A 16,230-nucleotide genomic window follows, 5' to 3' on the forward strand; every position below is an offset into this window, starting at 1 on the left:
AAATTGCATCAGCGCGCGAGATCATCAGGTGTGCAGAAGCCGATCTCAACGAGATCGATTTTATTTTCCACGATGCGGCAGCTCCGGAAAAACCGCGGCGGTTTCAATCGGATAAATCGAGGAATGCGTGAAAGCGCCTCACTCGAACAGTGGCGCCAACTGCATCTGCGGCACCAGCACGAGGCCCTTATCGGTGATGCGAATTTCCGGAATGACCGATAGCGGAATCAAATTGAAGCCCATGTACGGGATGGTGCAGCCGGCCTCGGCCCATTCCTTCTTCAGCGCCTTGACCTCTTCGGCCACCACCGTGACGCGCTTGTCGGAGAGGAGGCCGGCGATTGGCAGCGGAACCAGCGCCCTCACCTCGCCGTCGACGACGACGCAAACGCCACCCTGCCGCTCCTTGATGGCGGCGATGGCGACCTGCATGTCGCCCTCGTTGGTGCCGGCGACGATGAGATTATGGCTGTCGTGCCCGACGCTGGACGCGACCGCGCCGCGCTTCAGGCCGAAATCCTTCAAGAGGCCATGGGCGACGTTGCCCGCGGATTTGCCATGACGCTCGACCACCGCGACGAAGCAGAGGCCATAGCGCGCGAACAGCGAGGGCCAGTCCTTGGCCGGTTCGATCGCGACCTTGTCGTGGATCAGCGTGATGCCAGGCAGCGCGGTCTTGATCGCGTTCACGGTGCAGGCCTTGGCCGGCAATTCGGGCGTGAGCTTCATCGTCTTCGGCAGCTTGACGGTCGCATAGGCTACCGTGGGATATTGATAGCGCTGCGACAGCGCCTGATCGAGACGCGGCGTGATCTTGCCGTGCTCGACCACGAGCTCGCCGCCGTACCAGGTGCATTGCGGCTTGAGCTGATCGTCCATCAGCACGAGATCGGCGCGGCGGCCGCCGCCGAGCCCGCCGATATCGCCTTCCATTCCGAAGCGCGTCGCGCCATGCAGCGAGCCCATCGACCAGGCCTGCTCCGGCGACATCCCCGCCTTCACGGCTTCCCGCACCACCCAGCCGAGACCGAACAGCAGGAGATCGTCGGCGTCACGATCGTCCGTGCACACGGCGGTGCGCTTGTGCGAGGCCCCGAGCTCGGTGATCGTTCGGATTGCTTGCGGCAGCGAATGCCAGGGCGTGGTCGGCGGCCCGCCGCGCAAAAACACCCAGACGCCGGCATCGAGCAGATCATCGGCGATGTCGCGGTCGATCGCCTCATGGGTGTCGGTGACGCCGGATGCCGCATAGGCCGCGACGAATTCGCGGCCATAGACATGCCCGGACACGGGACGCCCCCGCTTCAAGGCTGCGGCGAGGATGGCATGGCTGCGCTCGTCGCCCATCGTGACAGGCACGAAATCCATCTTCTCGCCAAGCGCCACCGCTTCGGGCCAGCGGTCGAACAGGCCGGCTATCTTGTCCGGCGTGAGGTCGCCGCCTGCCGTCTCCAGTTCCGCCGAAGTCGCGGGGACGGTGCTCGGCACGGTCAAGAAGATAGAAAGCGGCGCCTCGCGCGCGTCCTCCAGCATCGCCTCGACACCGGCGACATCCATGACGTTGCCGATCTCGTGGCTGTCGCAGAAGATCGTCGTGGTGCCGTTGAGGAGCGCGGCCTCTGCATAGGCGCAGGCCGTCACCATCGAGGATTCGATGTGAATGTGCGGATCGACGAGGCCCGGCGCGATGATGCCGCCGGCCGCGTCATAAAGCGGAATATCGCTCCAGGCCTTCTTCGCTGTACCGGCCGGCTTCACCGCCGCGATGCGGCCGCCGGTGATCCAGACCTCGCGCCCCGGATGGATACGCTCGGAATAGGTCGAGAGCACGCGCGCCCCCGTGACGACGAGATCCGGCGCGACACGAACTGAAGCGACGTCGGCGAGGCGCCGCGTCATGCTGTGCAGCGGCGCGACGGTGAAGCGGGTGAGCTTGGTCATGGGAACCTCGCATGGCGTTACGGGCAAGCCATGGTTACGCCCCGCGCCACACCGGGCAAGCTCAAATATGGCGGCGCGTCCTGCTTACGTCTTAGGCGCAGCAGCGCTGGCTGGCCTTGCACGTCGACGCGGGTTCCGCGCTCTCGGCGCCGCCGCAGTGGCGGGTTTAACCCGAATCCGCATCGACCGGCCCTTCGGCTCGTCGATCTCGAACGAATTGGTTTTGCGCACCAGGTCGCTCAGCTTGCGGAAACCATACGTTCTCGGATCGAAATCGGAGGCGAGATTGGCGAGTTGCCGGCCGACCTCTCCGAGCGTCACCCAGCCGTCCTCGCTCTCCATCTGGGTGATGACCTTCTTGATCACGGGCACGGCGGCATCAGGCGGTTGAAGCGACGTCGGCCTTACGACGGCATCCTGATTGTTCACCGGCGCGGCAAGCAGATTCTCCGTATAGACGAATCTTCGGCAGGCCTGCCGGAAACTCTCCGGCGTCTTCTGCTCGCCGAAACCAAACACATCGATGCCCTGCTCTCGGATGCGTGCGGCAAGGCGCGTAAAGTCGCTGTCGGACGACACCAGGCAAAAGCCATCGAAGCGTCCGCTGTGAAGCAGGTCCATCGCATCGATGACAAGGGTGATGTCGGATGCATTCTTGCCGGTCGTGTAGGCGAACTGCTGCTGCGGAATGATGGCGTGTTTCGACAGAATGTCGGCCCAGCCCCTGGAACGGGCATTGGAGAAGTCGCCATAAATGCGGCGAACGCTGGCCTCGCCGATCTTGGCAATCTCCTCGAATAGCCCATCCGCGATTTTGGCGGAGGCATTGTCGGCATCGATCAGGACGGCCAGACGAGGCGAGCGAACTTCCGATGGCATGACAATTCCCCAGGGCAGACGCAGCATTAGAACATGTGTGCGTCAGAACGGCTAATCCTCGTTCGCCTTGAACCGGCCGAGCCCCCTCAAGACGAACGGCGCCACCAGTGCGATCAGCGCGACGCCGAGCAGCGTCGCCGAGATCGGGCTCTGCAGCAGCGTCATGGGATCGCCGAGGCTGATCGCAAGCGCGCGGCGGAGCTGGCTTTCGGCGATAGGACCGAGGATGAGGCCGACGACGACGGGCGCGATCGGGAAATCGAACCGACGCATCAGGAAGCCGAGCACGCCGAAACCGGCCAGCATCGACAATTCCACGACCGACGGCTTTGCCGCGATGGTGCCCATGGTCGCGAACACGAGGATGCCGGCATAGAGCCAGGGCTGCGGGATCGCGAGCAGCCGTACCCACAGGCCGACCAGCGGCAGGTTGAGCACCAGCAGCATCATGTTGGCGATGAACAGGCTGGCGATCAGGCCCCACACGAGGTCGGGCCGCTCGGCGAACAGCAGCGGGCCCGGATTGAGACCATATTGCTGGAAGCCCGCCAGCATCATCGCGGCCGTCGCCGAGGTCGGCAGGCCCAGCGTCAAGAGCGGCACCAGCGTGCCGGCGGCAGAGGCGTTGTTGGCAGCTTCGGGGCCGGCGACCCCTTCGATCGCGCCCTTGCCGAATTCTTCGGGATGCTTCGTCAGCCGCTTCTCGGTCGAATAAGACAGGAAGGTCGGGATCTCGGCGCCGCCGGCCGGCAGCGCACCGATCGGGAAGCCGAACATGGTCCCGCGCAGCCAGGGCTTCCAAGACCGCTTCCAGTCCTCCTTGGTCATCCACAGCGAGCCGCGCACCGGCTCCAGCTTCTCCTCGGTGTGGTGGCGGCGCGATGCGACGTAGAGTGCCTCGCCCACCGCGAACAGGCCGACCGCGAGCGTTGTGACTTCAACGCCGTCGAGCAATTCAGGAACGCCGAACGCAAGCCGCGCCTGACCGGTCAACTTGTCGATGCCGACGAGACCGAGTGTCAGACCGATGAACAGGCTGGTCAGGCCGCGGACTGGGGAATCGCCGAAGGTCGCCGACACCGTGACGAAGGCGACGCACATCAGCGCAAAGTAATCCTCGGGGCCGAAGCGCACGGCGACATCGACCAGCCATGGCGCAAGGAAAGCCAAGCCAATGGTGGCGATGGTGCCGGCGACGAAGGAACCGATTGCGGAGGTCGCGAGCGCCGGCCCGCCGCGGCCGGCCTTGGCCATCTTGTTGCCTTCGAGCGCAGTCGCCATCGAGGCGCTCTCGCCGGGCGTGTTGATGAGGATCGCTGTGGTCGATCCGCCGTACATGCCGCCATAATAGATGCCGGCGAACATGATCAGCGAGCCGCCGGGGTCGAGCTTGTAGGTCACCGGCAGCAGCAGCGCGACCGTCAATGCCGGGCCGATGCCGGGCAGAACGCCCACGGCCGTGCCGAGGAACACGCCGATCAGCGCGTAAAGCAGGTTCATCGGCTGGACGGCGACCGCCATGCCGTGAGCCAGCGCGGCAAAGGTATCCATCACAGCAGTCGCTCCAGCGGGCCGGCAGGCAGGCTCAGCGTCAACAACCGGTCGAACGCGAGATAGATGAGGGTCGACATCACGAGAGCGATGACGGCGTCAATGAGGATGGCACGGCGTCCGAAGGCCGCCGAGGTCGTCACGAACAGGGCCGAGGTCGCCAGGATGAAGCCGCCGCCAGAGCCGATGATGGCGATCAGCAGCGCCAGACCGACGAGAATCAGAACCACAGGAACGGGATCGGCGCTCTCGCGTGCCGGCAAATTGCCGCGCAGCGCGTCGATGAAATTGCCGATCGCAAGCAGCGCAAGGCCGCAGGCGACCACGACCGGCATCGCCTCCGGTCCCATCCCGTACATCGCGGCGGATTGCAGGCCGCGCGCGTCCCAGACCAGCACGGCGGCGAGCACCGCAAGCGATGCCGCGATGACGAGGCCGGCGCGGTCGACACGCCGCGGCGGCTGGACGGGATCGCCCGAGGTCATGACTTGACCAAGCCGACCGATTTCAGCACGTCGGTGACCCGGGCCGTTTCTTTCTTCAGGAAGTCGGCAAAAGCGTCGCCGCCGAGATAGGCGTCCTCCCAGCCTTTTTGCTTGAGGATCTCCTTCCAGGCGTCAGACTTCGCCATCTTCTCGACCGCATCGTTCAAGGTCTTGCGCTGCTCCGGTGTGATGCCGGGAGGCGCGACCACCGAACGCCAATTGGCGATCACGAGGTCGATGCCCTGCTCCTTGAAGGTGGGGATGTCGCTTCCTGCGATGCGCTTCTCCGAGGTCACGCCGATCGCGCGCAGCTTGCCGGACTTGATCTGCCCTTCATATTCGCTCAGCCCCGAAATGCCCGCGGTGACCTTGCCACCGAGGATCGCCGCCAGCGAGTCGCCGCCGCCGGAGAACGGGATGTAGTTGATCTTCTTGGCGTCAGCACCGACGGCGCCGGCGAACAAGGCCGCCATCACATGGTCGACGCCGCCGGCCGAACCGCCGGCAAAGGTGACCTTCGCGATATCGGCCTTCACCGCGGCGGCCAGGTCCTGCGCGGTCTTGATCGGCGAATTCGCGGGAACCACGATCACCTGAATTTCCTCGGTGAGCCGCGCGATCGGCGTCACCTGCTCCAGCGTCACCGGCGACTTGTTCATGGCGAGCGCGCCGACCATGACGAAGCCGTTGACCATCATTTGGTTGCCGTCGCCCTTGGCGCCGTTGACGAACTGCGCGATGCCGACGCTGCCGCCGGCACCGGGAACATTGGTGACCTGCACGCTGCGGGCGACGCCCGCAGCCACCAGCGCCTGCTGCATCGAGCGCGCGGTCTGGTCCCAGCCTCCGCCCGGAGCCGCCGGCGCCATCAGCTTGAGCTCGAGCTGCTGGGCAAAACCCGGATTGGCTGCCGCCAGCGTCAACGCGACGGCTGCGCCGACAAGGCGCGCGGGAAATCGGAACATGAGGGCATCTCCAGGCTCATGCGGACGTTTGCCGCATTGTGTCGTTTGGTCGCATATCAACCAAAACGGCCGATGCTGTCCAGTGAGATCCCAAGAGTCCTTTTAGCGGGGCGCTGGGATCACCCCGCCAAGCGCGGCCGTCAATTCGGCCGCAACTTCCCGGACGATCTGCCCGATCTCCGGCAACCGTTCGTCGGTAACGCGGCTGGTCATGCCGGATACGGAGATCGCGGCAAGCGGTTCAGCCAGTGCGTTGTATACCACCGCGGCGACGCAGCGTAGTCCGATCTGCGCCTCCTCATCGTCAACAGCAAAGCCCTGCTTGCGGATTTTCTCGAGCTCCCTGAACAGATCGCTCGGCCGCACGATCGACTTCTCGGTCAGGCGGGGCATGCCGTGATGGCGGATGACGGCGCCGACGTCCTCGTCTGAATAGGTTGCGAGCACCGCTTTGCCGACGCCGGAGGTCACCATGGGGACGCGGCCACCGACCTTGGTCAGCGAGCGCATGATCTCGCGGCTTTCCATACGAGTCAGCACGATGATGAATTCATCGTCGACCACGGCGAGATTGGCCGTCTCGCGAGTAAGATCGCGCAGCTTACGCAAATATGGAATTGCCTGTGCGGAGAAATTGCGTCGCCGCGCAAAGCTGGCGCCGACCGTGAAGCTGCGCACGCCGACGTGCCATTTGGATTCGCCACGGTCGAACTGCACGAAACGGCGGCTTTCGAGCGTTGCGAGCAGCCGGTGCACGGTGGACGCCGACAGGCCGGTGCGGATCGCGAGATCGCTCAGACGATAGCCTTCGTCGTCGTCGGCCAACGTCTCGATGATCGACAGTGCGCGGTCGACCGATTGCACGCCACCGTCGCGGCTCTCGTGATCGGCCTCCGAGGCCGATTTGGGCTCGAGCGATTTGCGCCTGATCACGTTCTTGCTCATCGCGACCTGACCGTTCTCCCTCGCCCCGCTTGCGGGGAGAGGGTCGGGGTGAGGGGAGTCTCCGCAAAGACGGTGAGAGACGGATTCGTGGAGAGTCCCCTCACCCGAATTGCTTCGCAATTCGGCCTCTCCCCGCAAGCGGGGAGAGGTGAACGCAAGCTCAGAGCAGCCCTGCCCCGCGCGCCCACTTGTACTTGGCGCCAAGCACCTCGACCGGCAGCTCGGTCGAATAGGCGTAAGCCGGGATGCCGTTCTGATAGAGATATTCGGCGGCCTCCTCAACCTCGACGTCGCCAGCGAGCGAGGCGACCATCGGCTTCACGAAGCCCTTGGCCTCCATCTCCTTCTTCACCTCGACCATGTTGCGGGCGAACACCATCGGCGGCGTGACGATGGTGTGCCAATAGCCGAGGATCAGCGCGTGGATGCGCTCATCCGACAGGCCGAGCTTCACGGTGTTGACGTAGGTGATCGGCGGCTCGCCGCCGGTGATATCCACGGGATTGCCGGCCGCTCCAAACGGCGGGATGAACTTGCGGAAGGCCGCATCGAGATCCGGCGGCATCGACATCAGCGACAGGCCGTTATCGACGCAGGAGTCCGACAGCAGCACGCCCGAGCCGCCGGCACCGGTGATGATGAGAACGTTCTCGCCCTTCGGCGTCGGCAGCACCGGTACGCCGCGGGCGAATTCGAGCAACTGGCGAAGTGAGCGGGCACGGATCACGCCGGACTGCTTGAACACGTCCTCATAGATGCGATCGTTGCCGGCGAGCGCGCCGGTGTGGGACGACGCCGCCTTCGCGCCGGCCGAGGTCCGGCCGGCCTTGAGCACCACCACCGGCTTCTTCTTGGACACGCGCTTTGCGGCTTCCGCGAAGGCGCGGCCGTCCTTGAGGTCTTCGCAGTGCTGGGCGATCAGATTGGTGTTCGGGTCCTGCTCGAAGAAGGCGAGCAGATCGTCCTCGTCGATATCGGACTTGTTGCCGAGGCCGACGATCGCCGAGACGCCCATCTTGGCCGAGCGCGAGAAGCCGATGATGGCCATGCCGATGCCGCCCGATTGCGACGACAGCGCCGCATGGCCCTTGACGTCATAGGCGGTGCAGAAGGTCGCGCAGAGGTTGGCGGGCGTATAATAGAAGCCGTAGATGTTCGGCCCCATCAGACGGATGTCGTACTTCTTGCCGACCTCGACGATCTCGGCCTGCAGCTCCGGCGCGCCAGCTTCAGCGAAGCCCGACGGAATCAGCACCGCGCCCGGGATCTTCTTCTCGCCGCATTCGGTCAGCGCGGCCGCGACGAATTTTGCGGGGATTGCGAACACGGCGACGTCGATCACACCCGGCACGTCCTTGACGCTCTTGTAGGCCTTGTAGCCGAGGATCTCGGCGGCCTTGGGATGGATCGGATAGATCTCGCCCTTGTAGCCGCCGTTGATGAGGTTCTTCATCACGGAATTGCCGATCTTGCCGTCCTCCGCGGAGGCGCCGACCACGGCGACCGCCTTCGGCTGCATGATGCGGTTCATCGCCGCGACGATCTCATCGGTCGGACGCGGCTTCGGCTTGGGCTTGTAGGCGAAGTCGACCACGATGCGGACGTCTGCGGCCGTGGCATCCTTCGGCGTCGCGAACACCGGGTTGAGGTCGAGCTCGACGATCTCAGGGAAATCGGTGACGAGCTGCGAGACCTTGACGATGACGTCGGCGAGCGCGTTGCGGTTCACCGGCTCGCCGCCGCGCACGCCTTTCAGGATCTCGTGCGCCTGGATGCCGTCGAGCATCGAGAGCGCGTCTTCCTTGGTCGCCGGCGCGAGGCGGAAGGTGATGTCCTTGAGCACCTCGACGAGCACGCCGCCGAGGCCGAAGGCGACCAGCTTGCCGAACGAGCCGTCGGTGATCGAGCCGACGATGACCTCGGTTCCGCCGGCCAGCATCTGCTGCACCTGCACACCTTCGATCTTGGCATCGGACTTATATTTCTTTGCGTTGCCGAGGATGGTCTCGTAGGCCTTCTCGGCCTCCTCGGCCGTCTTGAGGCCGACGATGACGCCGCCGGCTTCGGTTTTGTGGAGAATGTCCGGCGAGACGATCTTCATCACGACGGGGAAGCCCATGGACGAAGCCATCTTGCCGGCCTCGCCCGCCGACTTGGCCACGCCCTCCTTCGGCACCGGAATGCCGTAGGCGTCGCAGACCAGCTTGCCTTCCGGGGCCGTCAGGCTGGTGCGATTGTCCGCCTTGACCTGGTCAAGCACCTTGCGGACGGCATCTTTGGAATTGGACATGTGGCTTCTCCCTTGACCTCAGTTCGTTCTTTTCAAAGCGCGCGCGTGTTTGCGGCTGCCCATGATGCTTGCCATTCGCCGCGCTCTGTTCCATGCGGCGGTACGGAGTGGCATAAGCCTCAAGACTACTCCGCCGGCATGGATCAAAAATGGCTGGCGATGGCATTTGGTATGCCAGAAGCCAACTTGTCAAGCTGGTGCATGGCCTAGAAGGCCGCAAAAAATAGGCAGCTTGACATTCTGGCATGTGGTATGCCAAAAACTTTCCAGTTAATATTCCTGTAAAAGACGACTCCCCACTGGAGGAGATTCGTCGTGTCACTACGGAAACCAACCAAGGCGTTGCCGAACATGGCCGAGGCAGACATCGCAATCGTTCGTATTGCCCCGGAGAGCAGCTTCAAGAACAAGGCGTATGACGCCTTGAAGGAAGCCATCCTCAAGATGGACATCTACTCGACGCCCGAGCCGGTGATGCTCGACGAGCGCGCGCTGTCCGAACGGCTCGGCGTCAGCCGCACGCCGATCCGCGAAGCGATCGCGATGCTGGAGCAGGACGGTTTCGTGAAGACCGTTCCCCGCCGCGGCATCATGGTGGTGCGCAGGACCAAGAGCGAGATCGTCGACATGATCCGCGCCTGGGCGGCGCTGGAGAGCATGGCCGCCCGCCTCATCACCACCACCGCGCGCAAGAAGGACATCACGGCGCTGCGCGACTATTTCAAGGATTTCGGCAAGGACCGCCTGCCCGAGGATCACGTCGAGGAATATTCGCGCGCCAACATCGCCTTCCACCAGGCGCTGATCTCGCTGTCGGAATCCCCCGTGCTGGTCGATCTCACCAACGACCTCCTCTTGCACGTGCGCGGCTATCGCCAGCTGACCATCGGACGCAAGGACCGCACCGCGACGTCACTGCCCGAGCATCTCGGCATCATCGAAGCGCTGGAAGCGCGCGACACCGAGCTTGCCGAGAAGCGCGCCCGCGATCACACCCTCGGCCTTGCCGCTTACGTCGAAGCGCACGGCCAAGAACTGTTTACGTAACTGTTCACTTAAGCAACGTTCACCAGAAGGGCGAACAATTCGCCCCAACGACCTTGAGACCAGGGAGACAAGGCCCATGCTGAATACCGCGACCAAGTCCGAAGCACCGGGCACCGAGCAGGAACTGACGGATGGCTTCCATCTCGTCATCGACGCGCTCAAGCTGAACGGCATCAACACCATCTATAATGTGCCGGGCATCCCGATCACGGATTTGGGCCGTATGGCGCAGGCCGCGGGTATTCGCGTGATCTCGTTCCGCCACGAGCAGAACGCCGGCTACGCCGCCGGCATCGCCGGCTATCTCACCAAGAAGCCCGGCGTCTGTCTCACGGTGTCGGCGCCCGGCTTCCTCAATGGTCTCACCGCCCTCGCCCATGCCACCACCAATTGCTATCCGATGATCCTGGTCTCGGGCTCTTCCGAGCGCGAGATCGTCGACCTCCAGCAGGGCGACTACGAGGAGATGGACCAGCTCGCGATCGCAAAGCCGCTGTGCAAGGCGGCCTATCGCGTGCTGCACGCCCAGGACATCGGCATCGGCTTCGCCCGCGCCATCCGCGCTGCGGTCTCAGGCCGTCCGGGCGGCGTCTATCTCGACCTGCCGGCCAAGCTGTTCGGCCAGGTCATGAACGCCGAGGCCGGCCAGAAGTCGCTGGTCAAGGTGATCGATGCTGCGCCCGCGCAGATCCCCTCGCCCGCATCCGTGAAGCGCGCGCTCGACGTGCTCAAGAGCGCCAAGCGCCCCCTCATCATCCTCGGCAAGGGCGCGGCCTACGCGCAGGCCGATGAGGAGATCAAGAGCTTCGTCGAGAAGAGCGGCGTTCCGTTCCTGCCCATGAGCATGGCCAAGGGCCTGCTGCCCGACACCCATCCGCAGTGCGCCGGCGCCGCCCGCTCGACGGTGCTGAAGGAGTCCGACGTCGTCATGCTGATCGGCGCGCGGCTGAACTGGCTGCTGTCGCACGGCAAGGGCAAGAGCTGGGGCGAAGCGCCGAAGAAGTTCATCCAGGTCGACATCGAGCCGAAGGAGATGGATTCCAACGTCGAGATCGTCGCGCCCGTCGTCGGCGACATCGGCTCGGTGGTCTCCGCCTTCAACCAGGCGATGGGCTCAGGCTGGACCGCGCCGCCCGCCGAATGGACCAAGGCCGTTTCGACCAAGCGCGAAGAGAACGTCGCCAAGATGGCGCCGAAGCTCATGAACAACAAATCGCCGATGGACTATCACGGCGCGCTCGGCGTGCTGAAGAACGTCATCAAGGATTATCCCGAGGCGATCCTCGTCAACGAAGGCGCCAACACGCTCGACCTCGCCCGCGGCGTCATCGACATGTACCGCCCGCGCAAGCGTCTCGACGTCGGCACCTGGGGCGTGATGGGCATCGGGATGGGCCAGGCGATCGCGGCTGCGCTCGAGACCGGCCATCCCGTGCTCGCTGTTGAAGGCGACTCGGCGTTCGGCTTCTCCGGCATGGAGGTCGAGACCATCTGCCGCTACAACCTTCCGATCTGCGTCGTCATCTTCAACAATGACGGCATCTATCGCGGCACCGACGTCAACGGCGCCAACTCCGATCCGGCGACCACCGTGTTCGTCAAGGGCGCGCGCTACGACAAGATGATGGAAGCCTTCGGCGGCGTCGGCGTCAACGCGACCTCGCCGGACGAGCTGAAGCGCGCCGTCAACGACGCCATGAAGTCCGGCAAGCCGACGCTCATCAACGCGGTGATCGATCCGGCCGCGGGCTCGGAGAGCGGCCGCATCGGCAACCTCAATCCGCAGAGCGTTCTGCAGAAGAAGAAGTAAGTCCACCCCTTAAACCCATTACGCCCTGCCGGGTGCAGGGGCAGACAGAGTACGGAGCAAACACGATGACCAAAGCGCTCGAGGGCGTTCGCATTCTCGACTTCACCCACGTCCAGTCAGGACCGACCTGCACGCAGTTGCTGGCATGGTTCGGCGCCGACGTGATCAAGGTGGAACGCCCGGGCGTGGGTGACATCACCCGCGGCCAGCTGCAGGACATCCCGAACGTGGACAGCCTGTATTTCACCATGCTCAACCACAACAAGCGCTCGATCACGCTCGACACCAAGAACCCCAAGGGCAAGGAAGTCCTCACCGAGCTGATCAAGAAGTGCGACGTGCTGGTGGAGAATTTCGGCCCCGGCGTGCTCGACCGCATGGGCTTTCCCTGGGAGAAGATCCAGTCGATCAACCCGAAGATGATCGTCGCCTCGATCAAGGGTTTTGGCCCTGGACCGTACGAAGACTGCAAGGTCTATGAGAACGTCGCCCAGTGCACCGGCGGCGCCGCCTCCACCACCGGCTTCCGCGACGGCGTGCCGCTCGTCACCGGCGCGCAGATCGGCGACAGCGGCACCGGCCTGCATCTCGCGCTCGGTATCGTCACCGCGCTCTACCAGCGCACCCACACCGGCAAGGGCCAGCGCGTCACCGCGGCGATGCAGGACGGCGTGCTCAACCTCTGCCGCGTCAAGTTGCGCGACCAGCAGCGCCTCGCGCACGGCCCGCTCAAGGAATACAGCCAGTTCGGCGAAGGCGTGCCGTTCGGCGATGCCGTGCCGCGCGCCGGCAACGATTCCGGCGGCGGCCAGCCCGGCCGCATCCTCAAGTGCAAGGGATGGGAGACCGATCCCAACGCCTACATCTACTTCATCACCCAGGCTCCCGTCTGGGAGAAGATATGCGACGTCATCGGCGAGCCCACCTGGAAGACCGATCCGAACTACGCCAAGCCGGCCGCGCGCCTGCCGCGCCTGAACGAGATATTCGCCCGCATCGAGCAGTGGACGATGACGAAGACCAAGTTCGAGGCGATGGAGATCCTCAACAAGGACGACATCCCGTGCGGCCCGATCCTGTCGATGAAGGAGATCGCGGAAGACCAATCGCTGCGCGCGACCGGCACCGTCGTCGAGGTCGACCACCCCACCCGCGGCAAGTACGTCTCGGTCGGCAACCCGATCAAGCTGTCGGATAGCCCGAGCGACGTGCAGCGCTCCCCGCTGCTTGGCGAGCACACCGACGAGATCCTGCGCTCGGTGCTCGGCTTCAGCGATCACCAGGTCGCCGAGATCCACAAGTCCGGCGCGCTCGACCCGCCGCAGAAGCAGGCCGCGGAGTAAGCGGGCCACATTTCACGAGACCAAGGGGCTGTCCGAAGGGGCGGCCCCTTTTGCTTGTGAAGGCTGCAATCGCAGGCTCAAGATCAAAACTGGAAAACAACCCCATGCACAGTAGCCATCCCATTGGTCCGCAACGATATTTCTGATTCGACGAAAAAATTCTGACCCGTCGGGCAAAACAGGGGTATTATGCCATCGTGGATATCATGCCGGGAGCGCACATCGGGCGCTCGCTGCTGCACATCGGACGGATCTCCGGCCGCAGAGATCTGGAGTCCAAGGGCGCTTATCGGACGTCAGCGCGAGGAACGTCAGCAATGGGCCCACAACCGGACGGATTGGCGGCGCGATCCAACGTGCCCGCCCAGCCGGAGCCAGTCGGTGCTAGCGAAGACCGGGAGATCACCCTTCAGCCGCGCTTGCCGACGGTCGCAGACCCGGCGGTAACCTCGTCCTTATGCGCGGCAAACGCAGCCAGCACCTCGGCTTTCTCGCGCTTAGGGACCTTGGCAAAGTCGAGGCTCCGCCCGAGTTCCGCCGCGACCTCATCGAACTCTGCCGGAGATATTCTGAGATTGCGGTGCGCTTCCTCAAGTCCGAGCGGCGTCGCGCCAGGCTTGGTGGCCGCGAACTTAAGGGGCCCGCCCGAAACGTCGCAGACCCACAGCGTCCGCATGAACTTGAGGCCCGGCAACCTTGTCAGGTTCTTGGTGTGCCATTCTCGTAGTTGCGGATTCTTGGACTTCTGGCCCACGACGGGATTCTTCACGACAGCGTCGCTGAAGTGATCCACGACGGCCGCAATAGCAAAAACGCCGCCCAGCCGCTCATACAGACTCTTCTCAGGCGAGGTTTGCTGGGCCTGCGCGTATGCCTTACTCGCTCCCTGCAATACAGTCGTCGGGGCGGCGGTCAGCGCCATTCCTGCGACCATGCTTCGTCGTGTGATGGAAGTCGGAATAAATCGTACCATGGTCACCTCCTCTGGTGAGGCAACAGGATAATCCGTGGGGAGCACGCCGCCGGTCAGAATTCGTCACTTTGTCCCGGCATTAATTGTTAGGTCGATGGATTAAGATGGAAACGTCGGGGTTACACGCTAAGAATGATCCACCGCAATGGCGTGTGTGGCCGCTCGGGACGTCCTGCGGTGGGTCATGAACTGACCGTCGAGAGCCCCGGCAGCTTGGTCTGCAAGGGCTGAATCCGGACATGGCTTGGCTTGTCCTCCAATCCGATTAATTCAGGGCGAATAGACCAAGCGCAGCGCGAACATCGCGCAAAGTGGTTTCTGTTATCTCACGCGCTCGCGCGGTGCCGCGCTTGACGACTTGCAGCACATAGCCAGGATCACGAGCCAGTGCGCAGCGACGGTCTCGGATTGGCGCGAGAAGAGCCTGCAGCACGTCCTCCAGACGTCTCTTGACAACGCTGTCGCCCAAACCGCCGCGGATATAGCGTGCCTTCAAATCCTCAACCGTGAGGTGATCTTCGTCGAACGCATCCAAGTACGTAAACACCACGTTGCCTTGGACGCAACCGGGATCGGACGCCTTTAGATGGTTTGGATCAGTGAACATACGCCGTACGGCCTCACGTATCTCATCAGCCGTTGCTGATAGCTGAACCGTATTTCCCTGCGACTTGCTCATCTTGGCTTTGCCGTCGATGCCAGGAAGACGTGCGACGCGAGGAATAAGGGCGTGAGCTTCTGGCAACACGTCAACACCAGCTTGGCGATTGATGCGGCGAACAACCTCATTCGTTAGCTCAACCAATGGCGCTTGATCTTGTCCAACCGGGACAATCGTCGCTTTGAAACCGGTGATGTCTGCGGCCTGGGCGACGGGATAGCAGAGAAAGCCTGCAGGAATATCTCTGCCGAAACCTCGCGCCTGAATTTCGTCCTTGATGGTTGGGTTGCGCTCAAGCCGCGCCACCGTGACAAAGTTCATGTACAGCAGGGTCAAATCGGCCAATGCCGGAAGATGTGATTGAAGACAGATCGTGCTCTGGTCCGGGTCGATGCCGACAGCGAGGTAGTCTGTCGCGATCTCAAGGACATTGTCACGCACCCGACTGGGATTGCGCGCGTTGTCGGTGAGTGCCTGGGTATCCGCCAGCAGCAGGTACTGCCGGTGCGTTGTCTGTAAGGCGACGCGGTTCTTCAACGAACCGACATAGTGCCCTAGGTGCAACGGTCCGGTTGTTCTGTCGCCAGTCAAGATAACAGGGAGGGTAGCTGACGAATCTTGCATCGCGGTTCTCCAAATTAGGAGCCGCCGGTCAATCGGACTTTTGATGAAAGTAACCTCGCAAGCCGATGAACGGCGGCGACGGTTGGGTAATGACAAAGCCGTGCCGCTCCTAAGTGGAGCGCCACCACAAGTTCGCGAAAGTGATCACGACGACAGTCATGAGTACGATATTGACGAAACTACCAAGGAAAGCAAGTCGTCCTGATGTCTCATGGGCCAGAAGTGGACCTTTAGGGTGGCCCGCTCGACAGCCGCTGGACTCCGCTAAGGGCTGCTATCGAGGTCTACAACAAGGAGCGCTTGCATTCGGCGCTCGGCTACCAATCGCCTCTTGAGTTCGAAACCGCGTTCGCAAAACAGGGCACGATAACGCATCATGGCAACCGCACTGTCACTATAAAATATCGTGTCTCACTTCAGGGGTGCAGTCCAACACTGTCACACCGTACTTCGAAGACCCTCAGCGATCTCCCACCGCCAATTGTTCGCGAAAATACTTCACCACCGCCGCGTTGAGCTCGCGATGAAACCCTGCCCGGTCGAACCCTGCGGGCACGTCGGTGCAGATGCGCGGGACGGCTGCGGCGAGAGCGGCCGAGCATGGAGCGAGGAACGCATAGTGGCCGGCCGGCACGACGTGCATGTCAGGCTTGCCCGGCAAGCCCTCGGCGACGCGTGCGTTGCCCGAGCCATCGCCAACTCCAGGCCCGCCGAAC

At 63.4% G+C, this 16,230-nt stretch carries 13 protein-coding genes; 3 read left to right on the forward strand and 10 right to left on the reverse strand.

The window, feature by feature from the left end:
• Positions 1–138: 138 nt before the first annotated feature.
• The 7 genes from ABIA45_RS14075 to ABIA45_RS14105 all read right to left on the reverse strand — a co-directional run bounded on the left by ABIA45_RS14075 (position 139) and on the right by ABIA45_RS14105 (position 9,056).
• Positions 139–1,941 (reverse strand): adenine deaminase C-terminal domain-containing protein, encoded by a 1,803-nt coding sequence (locus ABIA45_RS14075; RefSeq protein WP_404652467.1) that lies wholly within the window; start codon positions 1,939–1,941, stop codon positions 139–141.
• Between the two features lie 84 nt (positions 1,942–2,025).
• Entirely contained in the window at positions 2,026–2,820 is a 795-nt protein-coding gene (locus tag ABIA45_RS14080) for an NYN domain-containing protein (RefSeq protein WP_271545156.1), read from the reverse strand.
• A 51-nt stretch (positions 2,821–2,871) separates the two neighbouring features.
• On the reverse strand, positions 2,872–4,371 hold the full coding sequence (locus tag ABIA45_RS14085; protein WP_271545157.1) for a tripartite tricarboxylate transporter permease: 1,500 nt from the start codon (positions 4,369–4,371) through the stop codon (positions 2,872–2,874).
• Positions 4,371–4,856, reverse strand: a complete 486-nt coding sequence (locus tag ABIA45_RS14090) for a tripartite tricarboxylate transporter TctB family protein (RefSeq protein ID WP_271545158.1) — start codon at positions 4,854–4,856, stop codon at positions 4,371–4,373. The genes ABIA45_RS14085 and ABIA45_RS14090 overlap by 1 nt, the downstream gene beginning before the upstream one ends.
• Positions 4,853–5,821: a Bug family tripartite tricarboxylate transporter substrate binding protein gene (locus ABIA45_RS14095; protein ID WP_404652469.1), complete on the reverse strand. Its 969-nt coding sequence runs from the start codon at positions 5,819–5,821 to the stop codon at positions 4,853–4,855. Before ABIA45_RS14095 ends, ABIA45_RS14090 begins: the two co-directional genes overlap by 4 nt.
• A gap of 102 nt (positions 5,822–5,923) precedes the next feature.
• A complete protein-coding gene (locus ABIA45_RS14100; protein WP_404652470.1) occupies positions 5,924–6,766 on the reverse strand; it encodes an IclR family transcriptional regulator in 843 nt (280 codons plus the stop codon).
• A gap of 160 nt (positions 6,767–6,926) precedes the next feature.
• Positions 6,927–9,056, reverse strand: a complete 2,130-nt coding sequence (locus ABIA45_RS14105; protein ID WP_128262560.1) for an acetate--CoA ligase family protein — start codon at positions 9,054–9,056, stop codon at positions 6,927–6,929.
• Positions 9,057–9,407: 351 nt separating this feature from the next.
• Between ABIA45_RS14105 and ABIA45_RS14110 the strand changes: the two genes are divergently transcribed.
• The 3 genes from ABIA45_RS14110 (at position 9,408) to frc (ending at position 13,256) form a co-directional block, all read left to right on the forward strand.
• A complete protein-coding gene (locus tag ABIA45_RS14110; RefSeq protein WP_157282741.1) occupies positions 9,408–10,103 on the forward strand; it encodes a GntR family transcriptional regulator in 696 nt (231 codons plus the stop codon).
• Positions 10,104–10,179: 76 nt separating this feature from the next.
• Positions 10,180–11,913: an oxalyl-CoA decarboxylase gene (gene oxc / locus ABIA45_RS14115; RefSeq protein ID WP_404652473.1), complete on the forward strand. Its 1,734-nt coding sequence runs from the start codon at positions 10,180–10,182 to the stop codon at positions 11,911–11,913.
• A 65-nt stretch (positions 11,914–11,978) separates the two neighbouring features.
• A complete protein-coding gene (frc, locus tag ABIA45_RS14120; RefSeq protein ID WP_271545162.1) occupies positions 11,979–13,256 on the forward strand; it encodes a formyl-CoA transferase in 1,278 nt (425 codons plus the stop codon).
• Positions 13,257–13,665: 409 nt separating this feature from the next.
• On the opposite strand, the gene ABIA45_RS14125 is transcribed toward frc, so the two are convergent.
• The 3 genes from ABIA45_RS14125 to ABIA45_RS14135 form a co-directional block, all read right to left on the reverse strand.
• Positions 13,666–14,229 (reverse strand): group 1 truncated hemoglobin, encoded by a 564-nt coding sequence (locus tag ABIA45_RS14125; protein ID WP_246732181.1) that lies wholly within the window; start codon positions 14,227–14,229, stop codon positions 13,666–13,668.
• A gap of 265 nt (positions 14,230–14,494) precedes the next feature.
• Positions 14,495–15,514: a tryptophan--tRNA ligase gene (trpS, locus tag ABIA45_RS14130; RefSeq protein ID WP_275509131.1), complete on the reverse strand. Its 1,020-nt coding sequence runs from the start codon at positions 15,512–15,514 to the stop codon at positions 14,495–14,497.
• Positions 15,515–15,974: 460 nt separating this feature from the next.
• Positions 15,975–16,157, reverse strand: a complete 183-nt coding sequence (locus tag ABIA45_RS14135; protein ID WP_404652475.1) for a hypothetical protein — start codon at positions 16,155–16,157, stop codon at positions 15,975–15,977.
• Positions 16,158–16,230 lie beyond the last annotated feature (73 nt).

Origin of the sequence: Bradyrhizobium sp. USDA 336 (assembly GCF_044908355.1) — a bacterium.
GTDB lineage: Bacteria > Pseudomonadota > Alphaproteobacteria > Rhizobiales > Xanthobacteraceae > Bradyrhizobium > Bradyrhizobium yuanmingense.